The 16,009-nt window shown below is 69.6% G+C and carries 12 protein-coding genes; 4 read left to right on the plus strand and 8 right to left on the minus strand.

Annotation, left to right across the window (positions count from 1 at the left end; genetic code table 11):
- The first annotated feature begins 133 nt into the window (after window positions 1-133).
- Window positions 134-1,048, plus strand: coding sequence for a DUF3011 domain-containing protein (locus ASD69_RS19360; protein WP_235567272.1), 915 nt, complete (start codon window positions 134-136; stop codon window positions 1,046-1,048).
- Between the two features lie 81 nt (window positions 1,049-1,129).
- On the opposite strand, the gene ASD69_RS22990 is transcribed toward ASD69_RS19360, so the two are convergent.
- Window positions 1,130-3,601 (minus strand): zinc ribbon domain-containing protein, encoded by a 2,472-nt coding sequence (locus ASD69_RS22990; protein WP_343123764.1) that lies wholly within the window; start codon window positions 3,599-3,601, stop codon window positions 1,130-1,132.
- 217 nt (window positions 3,602-3,818) lie between these two features.
- On the opposite strand from ASD69_RS22990, the gene ASD69_RS19370 reads away from it, so the two are divergent.
- The gene (locus ASD69_RS19370) at window positions 3,819-5,915 is read left to right on the plus strand and encodes an NHL repeat-containing protein (protein ID WP_056182408.1); all 2,097 of its coding nucleotides are present in this window, start codon (window positions 3,819-3,821) and stop codon (window positions 5,913-5,915) included.
- Window positions 5,916-6,515: 600 nt separating this feature from the next.
- Here the strand turns inward: ASD69_RS19370 and ASD69_RS19375 are convergent.
- On the minus strand, window positions 6,516-8,384 hold the full coding sequence (locus ASD69_RS19375; protein ID WP_056182590.1) for an ABC-F family ATP-binding cassette domain-containing protein: 1,869 nt from the start codon (window positions 8,382-8,384) through the stop codon (window positions 6,516-6,518).
- A gap of 287 nt (window positions 8,385-8,671) precedes the next feature.
- Here ASD69_RS19375 and ybaL point away from each other — a divergent pair, with 287 nt between their 5' ends.
- Entirely contained in the window at window positions 8,672-10,363 is a 1,692-nt protein-coding gene (gene ybaL / locus ASD69_RS19380) for a YbaL family putative K(+) efflux transporter (RefSeq protein ID WP_056182411.1), read from the plus strand.
- 89 nt (window positions 10,364-10,452) lie between these two features.
- Window positions 10,453-11,133, plus strand: coding sequence for a YceH family protein (locus ASD69_RS19385; RefSeq protein WP_082576647.1), 681 nt, complete (start codon window positions 10,453-10,455; stop codon window positions 11,131-11,133).
- A 42-nt stretch (window positions 11,134-11,175) separates the two neighbouring features.
- Here ASD69_RS19385 and ASD69_RS19390 read toward each other — a convergent pair whose 3' ends face one another.
- The 6 genes from ASD69_RS19390 to cobT form a co-directional block, all read right to left on the minus strand.
- Entirely contained in the window at window positions 11,176-11,421 is a 246-nt protein-coding gene (locus tag ASD69_RS19390; RefSeq protein WP_157499344.1) for a hypothetical protein, read from the minus strand.
- Window positions 11,422-11,570: 149 nt separating this feature from the next.
- Window positions 11,571-12,524: an AraC family transcriptional regulator gene (locus tag ASD69_RS19395; protein ID WP_056182417.1), complete on the minus strand. Its 954-nt coding sequence runs from the start codon at window positions 12,522-12,524 to the stop codon at window positions 11,571-11,573.
- Window positions 12,525-12,713: 189 nt separating this feature from the next.
- The gene (locus ASD69_RS19400) at window positions 12,714-13,508 is read right to left on the minus strand and encodes a hypothetical protein (RefSeq protein ID WP_056182420.1); all 795 of its coding nucleotides are present in this window, start codon (window positions 13,506-13,508) and stop codon (window positions 12,714-12,716) included.
- 146 nt (window positions 13,509-13,654) lie between these two features.
- Window positions 13,655-14,395, minus strand: coding sequence for an adenosylcobinamide-GDP ribazoletransferase (locus ASD69_RS19405; protein ID WP_056182594.1), 741 nt, complete (start codon window positions 14,393-14,395; stop codon window positions 13,655-13,657).
- Window positions 14,392-14,961: a histidine phosphatase family protein gene (locus tag ASD69_RS19410; protein ID WP_056182423.1), complete on the minus strand. Its 570-nt coding sequence runs from the start codon at window positions 14,959-14,961 to the stop codon at window positions 14,392-14,394. The genes ASD69_RS19405 and ASD69_RS19410 overlap by 4 nt, the downstream gene beginning before the upstream one ends.
- The gene (gene cobT / locus ASD69_RS19415) at window positions 14,958-16,007 is read right to left on the minus strand and encodes a nicotinate-nucleotide--dimethylbenzimidazole phosphoribosyltransferase (protein ID WP_056182597.1); all 1,050 of its coding nucleotides are present in this window, start codon (window positions 16,005-16,007) and stop codon (window positions 14,958-14,960) included. Before cobT ends, ASD69_RS19410 begins: the two co-directional genes overlap by 4 nt.
- Window positions 16,008-16,009 lie beyond the last annotated feature (2 nt).

Consider the following 16,009-nt stretch of genomic DNA (forward strand, 5'->3'; position numbering starts at 1 on the left):
TTACTTGTCCCGCAGCGGCGCCCAAGGCTGGATTTCGTCCACATCGAATCCGCCCACTGCCCGCCCCATACGCACCCGCACCACCGGCCGCGGCCCGGTTCGCCGCGTGCTCCATCCGGCTAGGGGATAGGCCATGCTGAAACTGCTCAAACCGTTGTCGCTGGCGTTGTGTCTGGCGGCCCTGGCCGCGCCCGTCCAGGTCCTGGCCCAGCCCCAGGCGCGGGCCTATGCGCCCGAAAACCTGCGCAACCTGTCCTACAACGACCAGGTCCGGGTGATCAGCCTGGAGTACTCCGAGCAGTCCAACGGCCGGCGCATTCCGGACGACCAGTTGCGCTTCTATATAGATCAGGTCAACCGCTCCAACTGGACCTTCAGCCGGATCAAGACCGACATCTCGCAGTCCCTGACCGGCGACGGCGGCGGGATCGGCCCCCAGCCCGGCGGCACGATCCGCTGCGAGAGCAGCGACGGCCGCCCGCGCACCTGCCGCACCAGTTGGCCGGGCTATTCGCGCCTGCTGCGGCAGCTGTCCAAGACGCCCTGCACCGAGGGCAGCACCTGGCAGTCGCGCGACGGCAACATCTACGTCAGCGGCGGCTGCCGCGGCGAGTTCGGCCCGGGCCTGAGCCCGCCGGTGCCGCCGGTCGGCCAGACCGTGCGCTGCGAAAGCGCCGACAACCGCCCGCGCACCTGCTCGGTGCCCTGGTACGGGCCCACCCGGCTGTCGCGCCAGCTGTCCAGCTCGGCCTGCGTCGAGGGCCGCACCTGGCAGTCGCAGAACGGCCAGGTCTGGGTCACCCAGGGCTGCCGCGCCGACTTCGTGGCCGGCGCCCAGATCCAGCCGCCGCAGCCCGGCGCGCGTCGGGTGACCTGCTCCAGCGTCGACAACCGCACCACCACCTGCGCCTGGCCGCCCGGCTACGGCGTGCCGCGCCTGTTGCGTCAGATCTCCAAGCAGCCCTGCATCCAGGGCAATACCTGGGGCATCAGCTCGCGCACCGCGATCTGGGTCAGCCGCGGCTGCCGCGGCGAATTCGGTAACTGATAGGCCCATGGCGGGCGCCGCAACGGCGCCCGTCGCATCCGGCTCGCATGAACCCGCCCCCGAATCGCTCCGGGGCGCGGTTCAGTCCGAGGACGCGGCCGGCTTGGCGGCCGGCTTGGGCTCGCTCTTGGCCGGCTCGGCCTTGGTTTCGGTCTTGCTCTCGGCCGGCTTGGGCTTGTCCGAACCGCTGGAACCGGCGGCATCGGCCAGATTGCGCTTCTTGTCGCCGTCCTTCTTGAAGTCGGTCTCGTACCAGCCGCCGCCGGCCAGACGGAACTGCGGCGCGGTGAGCTGACGGCTCACGGCTTCCGCCCCGCAGGACGGGCACACGCTGGGATCGGCGTCGGACAGCTTCTGCAGACGGTCGAAGCTGTGCCCGCAGGCGCTGCACTGGAAGGCGTAGATAGGCATTGCGGTTCGGGTTTTTCCGGGACGGACGACAGCAAGGATGGGGATTTTAACCGCCGATTCAACCGCGGTCGGGTTCGCGGGGAGGCGCAAGGCCGGCGGCGGCGCCAGGCAGGACCCGCCGAGGCACTGCTGGAAGGTCGGGCGTACGTTGACGTAGACCTCGTAGTTGCCGGTGTAGCCGGGCGGCTTCAGCTCGAACTGGGTGTGCAGCTCCTCGATGCCGTACAGGCGGTCGCCCACCCGCTTGAGCGGCCGGAAATACCGGATCCGGGTCGGCGCGCAGGCCTGCGCTCCGTCGGCGAAGGCGCTGGCGCAGTCGCTCACGAAGCGCGTGCCCCCGCTGGGGAAGCGGGCACGGGTTTGGGTTTCGTAGAGGCGTTCGCTCGCCACCTGCCAGCGCATGAGGATGGTGTAGGCGCCGCTTTCTACGCTGTCGTCGCGGTACTCGCCGCTGCCGTCGGCATTGCGTTGGATTTCCAACGTGTAGTGCAGATTCGGATAGGCCGCGGCCTGCGCGAACGCGGTGCCCAGGGTCCAGGTGCCCTGCGCCTGCGCGGCGGTGTACGGCACGCTGTCCACCGCCAGCGAGCCGCTCACGCCGACCACGGTCTGCCCCAGCACGCCGCTGGAGGTGCCGGTGGCCAGGTAGATCACGGTATCGGCGTAGTCCTCGCCGTCGATGCTCCAGTAGCGCAGCGACACCTGTGGCGTCTGCATGAGCAACTGCGTGCGCTCGACGATCCAGCCGAAGTCGCTGCCGGCGCCGGCCGGCTGCGGCTGCATGTTGGCGCCGACCTTGTTGCCGTGGTCCTCGGTGACGCCGCTGCCACCCGGGTCGAAGCGGTGTTGGACGAAGCCGCACTCGCCGAGCAGCTCGTGGTGGGTCGGAATGTTCACCGGTATCGCGCAGACCCAGGGCAGCGCGCGTCGGCTCGGCGCCGCGATCCAGGTGTTGGCGCGTGCGATCGCATGCAGGTCGGACACCGACCACAGACTCACCGGGTGATACGCCTGCGGCTCGCGCGACGGATCGTCCGGGAAACTGCGCGTCCACTCTTCGCGCGTGACCCACAAGTCGTGGCGATCGCCGTCGAACATGCGTCGCAGCACGATGCGCGCCAGCGTCATTCGGGTGCGCCCGATGCCTTCGTAGCGGTCGATCACGCGCGGCGACTTCGGCAGCAGCACGACCTCGCCGGACGCATCCAGCTGTGCGTCGTAATTGGGGCGCCCCGGCTCGGCCTGGCCATCGTGCAGGCTGTAGCTGCCGTCGGTATTGGCCAGCAGCAGTTGCGGCGCCGACGAGAACACCGGCACGTTGTCCAACTGCACGGGCGCCATCAGCAGCATCTGCGACGGCAACTCGGACAGGTCGCGCAAGGGCGCGTAGTCGGCCTGCGCGAACGCGAGCTCCGGATTGGCCGGCCACGATACGCTGCCGATCCAGTTCCGATAGGCGTTCTCGTCTTGCAGAAACTGCTGCCCGTCGGTGTAGCCACCGGGTAGCGCCGCTGCGCCCGAGGCCACGCCGGCCAGCAGATTGTTGGCGGTGAACAAATCCGCGCCCGACACGGCGCGGGTGGCGCGCTCGAACTCCTGATCGCTGACCGCATCGCGGCCTTTCAGCGCCGTGCGCACCAGAAACGCCAGCGCGCTGCTCCAAGGCGATACCCGCAGCGTCGGCAGCTCGACGGCGTCGACGCGACGGTCGCCGCCGGTATGCGCGATCAGCTTGCCGAAGCTGCCGACCACGCTGCGATAGCGCACGCGCTGCGACAGCACTTCGACGTCGACCATCTCGGCGGGGTCCAGGGCGTCGACCGTCGCCACGTAGCCGCCGCCTTGAATCTGGCCGGCGAAGCTGCGGTTGCCGACCCGCACTAGGATCGATTCCGGAGCCGCGCCCGGCGCCAAACCGCTGATCTCGCCCGCGATGGTCAGGCTGACCGGCGGTCGCTTGGGCTGCGAGCCGCGCGCCTCGATCGGTTCGGCCGGATCGCCCGGCGCGGCCTGCAGCGCCACGCGCACGCTGGCGGCGCGCGCCAGCGCCGCCTGGATCGCCTTGTGGAAAACGGGTGCCGCGAACGCGGCCACCATCACGACTGCGGCCGTCGCCGCCAGCCACTTCCTGTTTCGACTCATTCCCATCCCCAGTGGTAGGCGCAGCGAGCGATCGCGCCGCGCGGCAATCTAAACCAGCATAAGCACAGGGTCGATACTTGCCGGGCTGCAAACCGCCGACTTTGCTGCGGGCGGTGGATCGGCGCGCCGAATCGGGCCACTGCGCGCGCGGACCCGCGGCTAGAATCCCCGGTTCGCTCCAGGTCCGCCGCGCGCGGCCGCCGTCATCAGGAAACGCATGTCCCGAAATCTCTGGCTGGCACTGGCGATCGGCCTTACCGCCGCCGCCCTGGCCGCGACCTACGTCTTCGAACCCGGCGCGCTGCGCAAGCCCGCGCCCCCCAAGGTCACGCCGCTAGGTTGGAGCGGACCATTGCAGTTGCGCGCGGGCGACGGCGTGCAAGGCCTGCGCGATGGCATCGGCGCGCAGGCGCGTTTCTCCGATCCTTACGGCCTGGCGCTGGGCCGCGACGGCACGCTGTACGTGGCCGACGCCGGCGACAACAACCGCATCCGCACGATCCGCGCCGACGGCAGCGTCGCCACCTTCGCCGGTTCCGACGAAGGCTTCCGCGACGGCGTCGGCGCCGCCGCGGCGTTCGACACGCCCTCGGGTCTGGCCCTGGACGCGGCCGGCAATCTCTACGTGGCCGACACCGGCAACCACGCGATCCGCAAGATCGACCCGCAAGGCGCGGTCAGCACCGTGGCCGGCGACGGCAGCGCGGGTTATCTCGACGGCCCGGGCAAGGTCGCGCGCTTCAACGGGCCCACCGGCGTGGCCGTGGACGCCAAGGGCCAGGTCTACGTCGCCGACACCTACAACGACCGCATCCGCGTGATCGGCCTGGACGGCCAGGTGCGCACGCTGGCCGGCGGCGAACGCCCGGGCTACCAGGACGGACCCGCGGCGTTCGCGCGTTTCGACACCCCGACCGCGCTCGCGCTGGACCGTCACGGGCGCGTGCTGGTGGCCGACCTGCGCAACAACGCGATCCGGCGCATCGGCCTGGACGGCGCGGTGAGCACCCTGCTGCAAGGCCTGCCCGAGGATCCGCCGGACGCGTTGCGGCGACCGCTGAGCCTGGCGGTCACCCACGACGGGGTGATCTACGTCGGCGAGATGGCGCGCGGGCGCGTACTGCAGATCGGCGCCGATCGCGTGCTGCGCACCATCAGCGGCGCGGTCGCGGGGCAGCGCCTCGCGCGCCCGTCGGCCTTGGCGATCGCGCCCGACGACAGCCTTTACGTCGCCGATGCCCTGGGCTACCGCGTGCACCGCCTGGCGCCGGCCGTGCCCGGCGCGGCCGCGATCGCCGATGCGGTCGGCCCCTCGCCGCTCAACCCCTTGCCGCGCGGCGAGGGCCGCTGGCCGCTGGCACCGCAGACCGCCTGGCACGAAGTGGTAGGCACCCTGGGCGAAGTGCGCGGCGACGGCGATGGCGAGAGCCGTCACCACTTGCACGGCGGCCTCGACATCGCCGGCGACGTCGGCCAACGCGTGCTCGCGATCGCCGATGCCAAGGTCAGCAGCCCGCACGCGACCTGGGGCCTGGGTCAGTTGGGAGAAGGCCTGGGCCTGGACACGCTGGGCTATGTGCACATGCGCGTGGGCCGCGATGCGCGCGGCGACTCGCTCGACCCCACGCGCTTCCATCCGCTGTTCGACGACACCGGCAAGCTCGAACGCGTGCGGGTCCCGCGCGGTACGCGTTTCCGCGTCGGCGACGCCTTGGGCACGATCAACGCCATGGCCCATGTGCATTTGATCGTCGGCGCCGAGGGCTACCAGCGCAACGCGATCAGCCTGGGATTCCTGGGCTTCGCCGACCGCTACGCGCCGCAGATCGAGCGCGTGGCCTTGCTGGACGACGCCGCGCAGCCGCTGGAGCAGCGCGAGCAAGGGCGCATCGTGGTGTCGCGCGCGCTCCCCGGCGTGCAGATCGTGGTCGACGCCTGGGATCAGGTCGACGGCAATCAGTCGCGCCGCCGGCTCGGGCTGTACGCGCTGGGCTACCAGTGGCTGGACGCGGCGGGCACGCCGATGCCGGGCTACGAGACGCCGCGCAGCAACATCCAATTCGATCGCATGCCGTCCGAGGACGAGGCCACCAAGGTGATCTACGCCGACGGCAGCGGCATCACCGTGCACGGAAGCGCGATCACGCGCTTCCGCTACGTGCTGACCAACACCGCCCGCGACGGCAAGCTCGCGACCGGCCTGTGGGTACCGACCGAGCTGCCGCCAGGGGATTACACGCTGCGCATCACCGCCAAGGACTACAGCGGCAATGTGGCGGGCGCGAAGCGCGATTTGGAAGTGCGTTTGCAGTAAGGCTCATAGACCGCGACGCCGAAAACAGTCGCCCCCCGCTCCGGACCTCGAGGTTGCTTCGAACGCAGCCATTGCCGTTGCCGTTGCCGTTGCCGTTGCCGCGGCATTGGAATCCAAAAGCACCGCACTCACACGGCCACTCGTGGACCCGAAGGGCGGCGCGCAGGACGCGCGCCGTTTTTCGAATGGACAAGGATGTCCATTCGAAAAATCCCGGCGAAAGCCTCGAACTCGCAGGGGAGGGTTGGTCCCGCTAGCCCTTCTCTTTGGTTAGGAAGCCGTTGACCTTCGGACCGAGCCGACGAGGCAACAGCAAAAGCAAATCCTCCCCAACCCTCCTTTTTCAAAGGAGGGAGCTAAGAGCAAGAGCTTGCTGGCGTTCAGCTGTGCACGAACCTGCGGTTCGTAAGCCGCGCAGCTTCACCCTTTTCCAAAGGAGGGAGTCAAAGGCGACGTCGCAAGACTTACGTGCTAGGGGGCGCTAAAGGCACTGGATCCCCGCCTTCGCGGGGATGACGAGCAACAGCTAAGGGAACGTGGCCCGCATTTTTCTGTGGGAGCGGCGTAAGCCGCGATCGAATCAGCCGATCGCGACGAAACTCAAGCCGCGTCGTACAGCGCCAACCACTCCGCCTCGGCCTGGGCCAACTCGGCTGCCACCGCCTCGCGCTTGCGCGCCAGCTCGGCCGCGTTGTCGCCGCCGCCCACGTACTTGGTCGGATCGGCCAGATCCATGTCCAGCGTACGCAGCTTGGACTCCAGCTCGGCCACGCGCGCCTCGGCCTGGGCCAACTTGTGCGGATTGACCTTGGCGCGCGGCTTGCTCGGCGGCGCCTCCGGCACCACCGCCGCGGCGGCCGCGGCGATCGCTTTGGCCGCGGCCTTGCCGTCGTTGCTGCTGTCGCGCGTGCGCAGCCACACCGCGTAGGCGTCGAGGTCGCCGTCGAAGGGCTGGGCGACGCCGTCGGCGACGCGCCAGAAGGTCTCGCAGACCAGGCCGATCAGGTGGCGGTCGTGCGAGACCAGCACGATCGCGCCGTCGAAGCTGCTCAGCGCTTCGGCCAGGGCCTCGCGCATGTCCAGGTCGAGGTGGTTGGTGGGTTCGTCCAGCAGCAGCACGTTCGGGCGGCGCCAGGCGATCAGGGCCAGGGCCAGGCGCGCGCGCTCGCCGCCGGAGAAGGAATCGACCTTCTCGAAGGCGCGGTCGCCGGGGAAATTCCACTTGCCCAGGAAATCGCGCAGCTGCTGAGTGGCCACGCCCGGCGCGATGTCGGCCAGGTGGTCGATCGCGGTGGTGCCTTCGCGCAGCGATTCGACCGTGTGCTGGGCGAAGTAGCCGATGCGCAGGTCCGGGTGGCCGCCGCGCTCGCCGCTGAGCAGCTCCAGCTCGCCGACCAGCGACTTCACCAGGGTCGACTTGCCGGCGCCGTTGGGGCCCAGCAAAGCCACGCGGTCGCCGGCCTCGAGGATGAAACCGACCTGGTTGAGCACGGTGTGGTCACCGTAGCCGCAGTCGGCGTGCATCAGGCGCAGCAGCGCGTGCGGCAGCTTCAGCGGCTCGGGGAAATCGATGCGCAGCGCGCGTTCGGCGCGTACCGCTTCGGTGCCGGCCATCTTGGCCAGGCGCTTGACCCGCGACTGCGCCTGCTTGGCCTTGGCCGCGCTGGCGCTGAAGCGGTCGATGAAGCTCTGCAGATGCGCGCGCTCGGCCTGGGCCTTCTCGTGGGTGATCTGCTGCAGGCGCAGGTGCTCGGCGCGCTGGCGCTCGAAGGCGGTGTAGTCGCCGGTGTAGAGCTTGGCCTTGCCGTCGTGCAGATGCAGGGTGTGGGTGGTGACCTCGTCCAGGAACTCGCGGTCGTGCGAGATCAGCATCAAGGTGCCCGGGTACTTCAGCAGCCACTGCTCCAGCCACAGCACCGCGTCGAGGTCGAGGTGGTTGGTGGGTTCGTCCAGCAGCAGCAGGTCCGACGGCGTCATCAGCGCGCGCGCCAGATTCAGGCGCACGCGCCAGCCGCCGGAGAATTCCTTGACCGCGCGTTCGTGGGTGTCGGGCGAGAAGCCCAGGCCGTGCAGCAGCTTGCCGGCGCGCGCGGTGGCGTCGTAGCCGTTGAGCTCCTCCAGGCGATGGTGGGCCTCGGCCACGGCCTCCCAGTCCTCGCGCTCGACCGCGGCGCGCTCGGCCATCAGCACCTCGTACACGGTGGCGTCGCCGGACAGCACGAAGTCCAGCGCGGGGTCGTCCAGCGCCGGGGTTTCCTGGGCGACGCTGGCCATGCGCACGCGGCTGGGCATGTCCAGGTTGCCCAGATCGGACTCCAGCTCGCCCTGGATCGCCGCGAACAGCGAGGACTTGCCGGTGCCGTTACGGCCGATGACGCCGATCCGCCACCCGGCTTGCAGGGTCAGGTCGACTTTGGACAGGAGCAGGCGTTCGCCGCGCCGAAGGGCGAAATCACGGAAGGCAATCATGCGCATAGTGTAGCGGGACCGAGGCCGTCGCCGCCTGCGCGATCGCGCCCCGGCCCGTCCGCGCGGGGCGCCGACGGGGCCCGGGCCGGGCCCTGCGCGCCGCCTCCGGGCGCGCTGGCGCGCCCGTCGCCACGAGCGATCAGGCTTATCGCCGATGGGCGGCAAGGCGTGCCGGATCGGCGCTCGCGCGGCGATTACGGCCGAATTTCAGGCCCGAACTTCGAGCCGCGACTTGCATCGAGGGGTGCCGGCCCACATTCTTGGAAGCCGACACGACAGGAGATCCGATGCATCACACCTCCCTGATCGCGATCCTCGTCGCCGGCTTCGTACTGGCGTTCATCTTCGGCGCGCTGGCGCAACGCCTGCGATTGTCGCCGCTGGTGGGCTATTTGATCGCGGGCATCATCGCCGGCCCCTTCACCCCCGGCTTCGTCGGCGACCAGACCCTGGCGCCGCAGCTGGCCGAGATCGGCGTGATCCTGCTGATGTTCGGCGTCGGCCTGCACTTCTCGATGCGCGACCTGCTGGCGGTGAAGGCGATCGCCTTGCCCGGCGCGGTGGTCCAGATCGCCGCCGCGGCCGCGATGGGCTGGGCGCTGGCGCGTTTCCTGGGCTGGTCGCACGGCGCCGGCATCGTGTTCGGCCTGGCGCTGTCGGTGGCCAGTACCGTGGTGCTGCTGCGCGCGCTGGAGGAGCGTCGCCTGGTCGAGACCGTCAAGGGCCGCATCGCGGTCGGCTGGCTGATCGTCGAGGACCTGGCGATGGTGCTGGCGCTGGTCTTGCTGCCGGCCCTGGCCGGCGTGATCAAGGGCGAGGCCGGCGACCCCAGCGAGGTCTGGGCGGCGCTGTTCAAGACTTTCGCCAAGGTCGGCGCCTTCGTGGCGGTGATGCTGATCGTCGGCCGGCGCGTGATCCCATGGATCCTGGAGCGCGTGGCCGGCACCGGTTCGCGCGAGTTGTTCACCCTTTGCGTGCTGGCGATCGCGCTGGGCGTGGCCTTCGGTTCGGCCGAACTGTTCGGGGTCTCGTTCGCGCTGGGCGCGTTCTTCGCCGGCATGCTGCTCAACGAATCCGAGTTCAGCCATCAGGCCGCCAACGAAACCCTGCCGCTGCGCGACGCGTTCGCGGTGCTGTTCTTCGTGTCCGTCGGCATGCTGTTCAACCCGATGATCCTGATCGAGAAGCCGCTGCCGGTGCTGGCGACCTTCGCCATCATTGTGGTCGGCAAGTCCATCGCCGCGTACGCGATCGTGCGCGCGTTCGGCAAGCCCGGTCCGACCGCGCTGATGATCTCGGCCAGCCTGGCCCAGATCGGCGAGTTCTCCTTCATCCTCGCCGGCCTCGGCCTGCAGTTGGAGATCCTGCCGCAGGAAGGCCAGGACCTGATCCTGGCCGGCGCCCTGCTCTCGATCGTGGTCAACCCGCTGTTGTTCGCCTGGCTGGACCGCAAGCAGGCGCGCGAGGCGGCCGCCTTGCAGGAAGCCGCGGTCGACCCGGTGGTGCCGCTGGTGCCGGCCGATATCGCCGACCACGTGATCCTGATCGGCTACGGCCGCGTAGGCAGCGAACTGGCACGGCTGCTGACCGAGCGCAGCGTGCCGCTGGTGGTGATCGACGGCGAGGACAGCCTGATCGCCAAGGCGCGTGCCGCCGGCCTGCCGGCGATCCTGGGCAATGCGGTCAACGACCGCGTGCTGCGCGAGGCCGTGCCCGAGCGCGCGACCACGGTGATGCTGGCGATCCCGCAGGCGCTGGAGGCCGGCGAGATCATCGCCAAGCTGCGCGCGATCAACCCCGGCCTCAGCATCGTCGCGCGCGCCCACAGCGACAACGAAGTCCGCCACCTGATCGAGCACGGCGCCGACGGCGCGGTGATGGCCGAGCGCGAGCTCGCCCACAGCCTGGCCGAAATGGTGCTGGCCGCGCCGATCTACCGCGGCACACGCAACCTGCCGCCCTCCACCGCGCTGGTCTGAGCGCGGTCCGCGACCTTACGGCCCAGGGCCGCATCGTCGACGGAAGCGCGATATACCCAGACACCCCCAAAAATCCGCAGCGAGCGATCATGAGCGAGACCGACAGCCCCACCCCTTCCACCGAAGCCGACGCCGCGCCCGAAGCGCGGCTCACCGCGGTCGAGGCGCGCATCATCGGCTGCCTGATCGAGAAGGAAGCGACCACGCCCGACGTCTACCCGCTCACCCTCAACGCCATCGTCGTGGCCTGCAATCAGAAGACCGCGCGCGAACCGATGATGCAGTTGGAACAGGGCGAAGTCGGCAACGTGCTGCGCCGCCTGGAACCGCGCGGCTGGGTGAAGTCGCAGCACACCGGCCGCTCCGAGCGCTACTCGCACCGTGCCGGCACCCTGCTCGACCTGACCCGGCCGCAGACCGCGCTATTGGCCCTGCTGATGCTGCGCGGCCCGCAGACCCTGCACGAATTGCTGTCGCGCAGCGAGCGCATGGCCAAGTTCGACAATGTCGGCGACGTCCAATACGCGCTGGAACGCCTAGCGCAGCAGTCGCCGCCGCTGGTGCGCCTGCTCGGCCGCCAGAGCGGCCAGCGCGAAGACCGCTACGGCCACCTGCTCAGCGGCGAACCGGTGTGGAACGCATCCAGCAGCGATGGCGACGAAGACAGCCGCGGCGGTGGCGGTGGTGGATCGGCGCTGGCCGAACGCGTGGCCGCGCTGGAAGCGCGGATCGCCGAATTGGAAGCGCGACTGGATGCGGCCGGGGCCTGATAGGGCCTTCCTCAGGCGAGGACCGGGGGTGGCGCGGCGGAGCTAAGGCCGGCCCGCATCCGCCAAGGCTGCGATGGCCAGCGCGATACCGCCGAACGTACATGCGAACAAACGCAACCAGTCCGCGCGCTGCAGGGCGCGCAGGTCCGCGAACGTCACGCTGAAGTCCTGAGGCAGGTTGCGTCGCGCTCGGCTGCGGGTGAAAACACCGTCGGTCCCCAGCAGCAGCAACAGGACGGCCGCCAGCAACAAGACGATACTCAACGGCGACTCGCCGCTGGCGGCCATAACCACCGCCAAGACAGCGCAGAAAGCCAGGACCAGACCCTTGGTAGCGAATGCGTGCATGCGGGGCGCTCGACGGCTGAGAATGGCGACGACTCGATCGCAATGTATCGCAGGACAAGTCGATACGTGTAGCGCGCGGACCGGCGCACCTAGGCGTCAGACGGATCGCGCAGCGGCAAATAGATATCGGTGCGCAGCACCGCCTCCGGCGTTTCGTCGGGATCGTCCAGATACTCGTGGTGCAGCGGTGCGTCGCGCAGGCGTTCGCCGCTGTCGGGCAACCATTGCGCGAGCAGCGCGTCGGTCAGCGCTTCCAGGCCGTCGAAGGGGCCGACGTGGCGCAGGCGCGCATAACGCCCGCCCCCCATCGGCACGCGCCGGAACGCCTCGTCTTCGGGCTCGAACGGCGCGTTCAAAGCGATCATGCAATCGAAGGCGCAGTCGGCCATGGCCACGTCGCGGCGGTCGTCCCAAGGCACGCCGTACAGACCGCTGAGCTGCTCCATGCGCTCGTGCTCGGCGGCCCAGGCGAACAGGCGCCCGTAGCCGTGGTTCTGCTGCGGATAGCCGCCGGTCACGCGCAGCGCCAGCACCTGGAAGGGATCGACCTCGACCACTTCGACCCGCAGCGGCGCGCTCGAAGCGGCGCTACCCGGCGGCTGCGCCAAGCGCGCGATCTCGCGGCGCAGACGTTCGGGTTCGGCGCGCAGCTCGCTGGGCGTGGCGCCGATCCCCTGGCGGAACGCGCGGCTGAAGGCCTGCGGGGTCTGGTAGCCGACCGCGAGCGCGGTGTCGGTAATGCTGCGGGCCTCGCCCGCGAGCAGACGCAAGCTTTGCAGCAAGCGCAGACGGGCCACGGTCTGGCCGCTGGTCTCCCCGGTCATGGCGCGGTAGACGCGGTGGAAATGGAAGGGCGAGAACGCCGCAGCCTCGGCCAGGCGCGCGAGTTCGGGCGGATCCTCGCCCTGCGCGATCGCGCGCTCGATCAGCGCGACCGCGCGTTCGATGCGGCGCCGGTAGCCGTCGCGCGTATCGGCGCGCTGCGGATCGACCCTGCGCGTGGCGTCGGATTCGGAACGCGGGGTGTCGGAGTCGGCGGCCATCGGCGTGCACCTGGGTCGGGAGTCGGTCGCCAGCATGGCGGCCGCTCGCGCCGGCGGCGGTTCCTATCTTGCGCTCTCGACACCGAGCATCTCCTACACGGTAACAGCCACCCTACCAGCCGGCATCGGCCATTCGCTCAGGTCAGCTACTTAGTAGCGGCCGCCGGCCTGCCGGGATGTTGCGAGTTTTCAATCCGAAGCACATAGAACATGGTCCTTCAGAACGTCCGATGCATTAAGCAGGAAGCTATCTCTTGGAATCAATCCACGTCCTGCTGCGGCAACCAACGCATTTCTCGCCGTACTAACTTCGAACGCCCCTACGGACACCGCATATCGCCCATTGATGGCATGGATGATACGAACATCGTACGAATCCTCGGGCACACTGATCATAGCTTTGGCACGCTTAGCTTCGAGGCAGGTGTCGAACGACGCCGTAACAATATGCGCTTGATGCGAAGGCGTCGCGCTCCCTCCCACGACAATCGGAATACACGCCGCCGCCAACGCTACGACACTGGGCACCGTCAGATTTTTGTCGCGCACGAATGAGGGCAGTGCGATGGTGGATTGCGGCACTCGCAGGACCAACAGAACGCGACGAATAACCAAGGCGTAGACCGCGCCCCCAAAAGCGCCCCACAGCGCGCCGTAGCCGAGAAAGAAGCTCACCCCTAACAGGCGAACGGATGCTTCATCTATGAAAGTGATTGCCAGTAGCAAGCCCGTTATGACACCCAACATGAGGCCAAGCGCCACGCGCGCGACCCGGTTTGGATGAAACGCGAACATATGAGCGAACAGCAGTCCGCCCAGTAAAGCCGTGGCTAACGCAGCCATAATGCCGCTGGCGAACAGCCCCCCGGCAGCACCGGCGATGCCTCGCGAGTCCAATATGACATCCAGCAGCAACGAAGAAGCGCTGGCCAGAGGAATGCCAATTACCAACGCACATATCAGAGCAATCAACGACTTCGCCATAGCGCCCCCTTCCCTGATCGGAATCTCGCTTGACCTTCGCCGCTGACAGCTTACTCCGGTTTTCTGAGTCATTCCCTCGTTCGGAACCTGCCGACGCAAGCATCGTGCAACCGCGAACGTCCCGATCTTGATCGCGGTGAGACTTGCTAAACCAAGGCCAGCGTCACCAACACCGCGGCCTCAATCGTTTCGGCCAGGGCGCCGCAGGTATCGCCGGTCATGCCTTGCAGGCGGCGCAGGCAGGCGCGTCGCCACAGCGCGAACGTCAGCGCCGCGACCGCCAGCGCCAATGCGCCGCGCCAGCCCGCGAACGCGCAGGTCGCGACGCCCGCCAACACACTGGCCATGGCCGTCGTGCGCGGCGCATCGACCAGCGCGCTGCCGATGCCGCCGCTGCGCGCGTACGGCGTGCTCACGAACGCCAGCGTCAGCGCCGCGCGCGCCAGCACCGGCGCAAGCAACAACGCAATCCAGGCCGGCGCGGGCAGGCTGGCGAGCGCGGTGAACTTCAACAGCAGCACCAGCACCAGCGCGACCACCCCGGCCGGGCCGCTGCGGGGGTCCTTCATGATGGTCAGGGTGCGTTCGCGGCGCTCGGCCGCTGTCGTGCCCATGCCGCCGATCCAGGCATCGGCGCTATCGGCCAGGCCGTCCAGATGCAGCGCCCCGGTCAGCGACACCCACACCAGCAGGATCAAGGCCGCCGCCAGCAACGGCGGCGCCGACTGCAAGGCCCAGGCGAGCAGGCACAAGAGGCCGCCGACGATCGCGCCGACCCAGGGGTACCAGACCAGCGAGCGCGAACGCGCGCGGGAATCCTCGAACACCGAAGCCGGCACCGGCAAGCGGGTCAGGAAGCCGATCGCGTGCAGGAAGGCGCGCATCAGGCCGAGACGGCGCGATGCGCGCCGCTCCATTGCAAGGGATGCAAGGACGCGTGCGCGACGTCGATGTTGGCCATGTCGCCGAAACCGCGGCCCTCGTGCACGCAGCGCAGCAGGCGGATCGCGCCGCCATGAGTCACCACCAGCACGCGCCGCGCGGGCCAGGCCGCCGCGGCCTCGTCCAGGGCCGCGACCAGGCGCAGTTGGAAGGCCGCGAAGGGCTCGGCGCCCGGCGGCGGATGCGCGACCGGATCCGACCAGAAGCGCCCCAGCGCCTCGCCCTGCTCCGCCGCCAGAGTCTCGATGGGCACGCCCTGCCAATCGCCGAAGTCGTACTCGGCCAGACGCGCGTCCAATTGCAGCGGCAGCGCGCGCGCCTGCGCGAGTTCGCGCGCGAACTCGGCGCAACGCCGCAAGGGCGACGACACGATCGCGTCCCAGTCGCGGCCGACCACGGCCGCACGCAGTTGCGTCCAGCCCAGTTCCAACAACGGATCGTCGAGCCGCCCGCGGTAGCTGCGCTGGCCGGTGTCGCCGTGACGCAGCAGCTCGATCGCGGTGGCGCTCATGCGCGTTCCGACACGCCAGCCTGGGCGAAGGTGGCCATGCCCTCGTGCAGCGCGCAGGCCAGGCGCAGCAAGGGCACCGCCACCGCCGCGCCGCTGGCTTCGCCCAGGCGCATGCCCAGGTCCAGCAGCGGTTGCGCGTCCAGCGCCTGCAGCAACAGGCCATGTCCGCGTTCGTGCGAGCGATGCGCGAACAGCAGCCACTCGCGCACCCCCGGATTGAGCCGGGTCGCGGCCAGCGCGGCCACGGTCGCGATATAGCCGTCCACCAGCACCGGCATGCCGGCCTGGGCGGCGGCGATGAAGGCGCCGCTCAGGGCCGCGATCTCGAAACCGCCCAGGCACCGCAACTGCTCGCGCGCGTCGTGGACGTCGGCATGCAGCGCCAGCGCGCGCTCGATCACCGCGACCTTGTGGGCGATACCCGCGGCATCCAGCCCCGTGCCGGCGCCGGTCAGCTCGGTCGGCGCGCGGCCTAGCAGCGCGCAGGCCAGCGCGGTGGCGGCCGTGGTGTTGGCGATGCCCATCTCGCCGCCGATGTAGAGCTGCGCGCCGGACGCGCGCGCCAGACGTACGCTCTCGGCGCCGGCATCCAGCGCGGCCTGCAATTGCGCCGCGCTCATCGCCGCCTGCGTGCAGAAATTGGCGCTGCTGGCGGCGACGATCGCGCGCCGCACGCCGGCGATTTCGCCCGGGTCGTTGACCGTGCCCAGGTTGACCACGTCCAGGGTCGCGTCCAGCGCGCGCGCGAGCACGCTGATCGCGGCGCCGCCGCCGGCGAAGTTACGCACCATCTCGCCGGTGACCGCCTGCGGAAACGCCGACACACCCTCGGCAGCGACGCCGTGGTCGGCCGCGAACACGCTGATCCAGACCCGCTCCACCTGCGGGTGCGCACGACGCTGCAATGCCGCCAGCTTCACCGCCAGCGCTTCCAGCGCCCCCAGCGAACCCGGCGGCTTGGTCAACTGGGCCTGGCGCGCCAGGGCCTGCGCCTGGCAGTCGGCGTCGGCGACGGCGCAGGCATCCAGGGTCCAGTCGCGCGACAGCG

It is taken from the genome of Lysobacter sp. Root604, from assembly GCF_001427505.1.
Lineage (GTDB): Bacteria > Pseudomonadota > Gammaproteobacteria > Xanthomonadales > Xanthomonadaceae > Lysobacter.

What these genes read in the sequence shown, in the direction of transcription:
- ASD69_RS19360 (WP_235567272.1), top strand. Translation starts at nt 134, where the DNA reads ATGCTGAAACTGCTCAAACCGTTGTCGCTGGCGTTGTGTCTGGCGGCC.
- ASD69_RS22990 (WP_343123764.1), bottom strand. Translation starts at nt 3,601, where the DNA reads ATGAGTCGAAACAGGAAGTGGCTGGCGGCGACGGCCGCAGTCGTGATG.
- ASD69_RS19370 (WP_056182408.1), top strand. Translation starts at nt 3,819, where the DNA reads ATGTCCCGAAATCTCTGGCTGGCACTGGCGATCGGCCTTACCGCCGCC.
- ASD69_RS19375 (WP_056182590.1), bottom strand. Translation starts at nt 8,384, where the DNA reads ATGATTGCCTTCCGTGATTTCGCCCTTCGGCGCGGCGAACGCCTGCTC.
- ybaL (WP_056182411.1), top strand. Translation starts at nt 8,672, where the DNA reads ATGCATCACACCTCCCTGATCGCGATCCTCGTCGCCGGCTTCGTACTG.
- ASD69_RS19385 (WP_082576647.1), top strand. Translation starts at nt 10,453, where the DNA reads ATGAGCGAGACCGACAGCCCCACCCCTTCCACCGAAGCCGACGCCGCG.
- ASD69_RS19390 (WP_157499344.1), bottom strand. Translation starts at nt 11,421, where the DNA reads ATGGCCGCCAGCGGCGAGTCGCCGTTGAGTATCGTCTTGTTGCTGGCG.
- ASD69_RS19395 (WP_056182417.1), bottom strand. Translation starts at nt 12,524, where the DNA reads ATGGCCGCCGACTCCGACACCCCGCGTTCCGAATCCGACGCCACGCGC.
- ASD69_RS19400 (WP_056182420.1), bottom strand. Translation starts at nt 13,508, where the DNA reads ATGGCGAAGTCGTTGATTGCTCTGATATGTGCGTTGGTAATTGGCATT.
- ASD69_RS19410 (WP_056182423.1), bottom strand. Translation starts at nt 14,961, where the DNA reads ATGAGCGCCACCGCGATCGAGCTGCTGCGTCACGGCGACACCGGCCAG.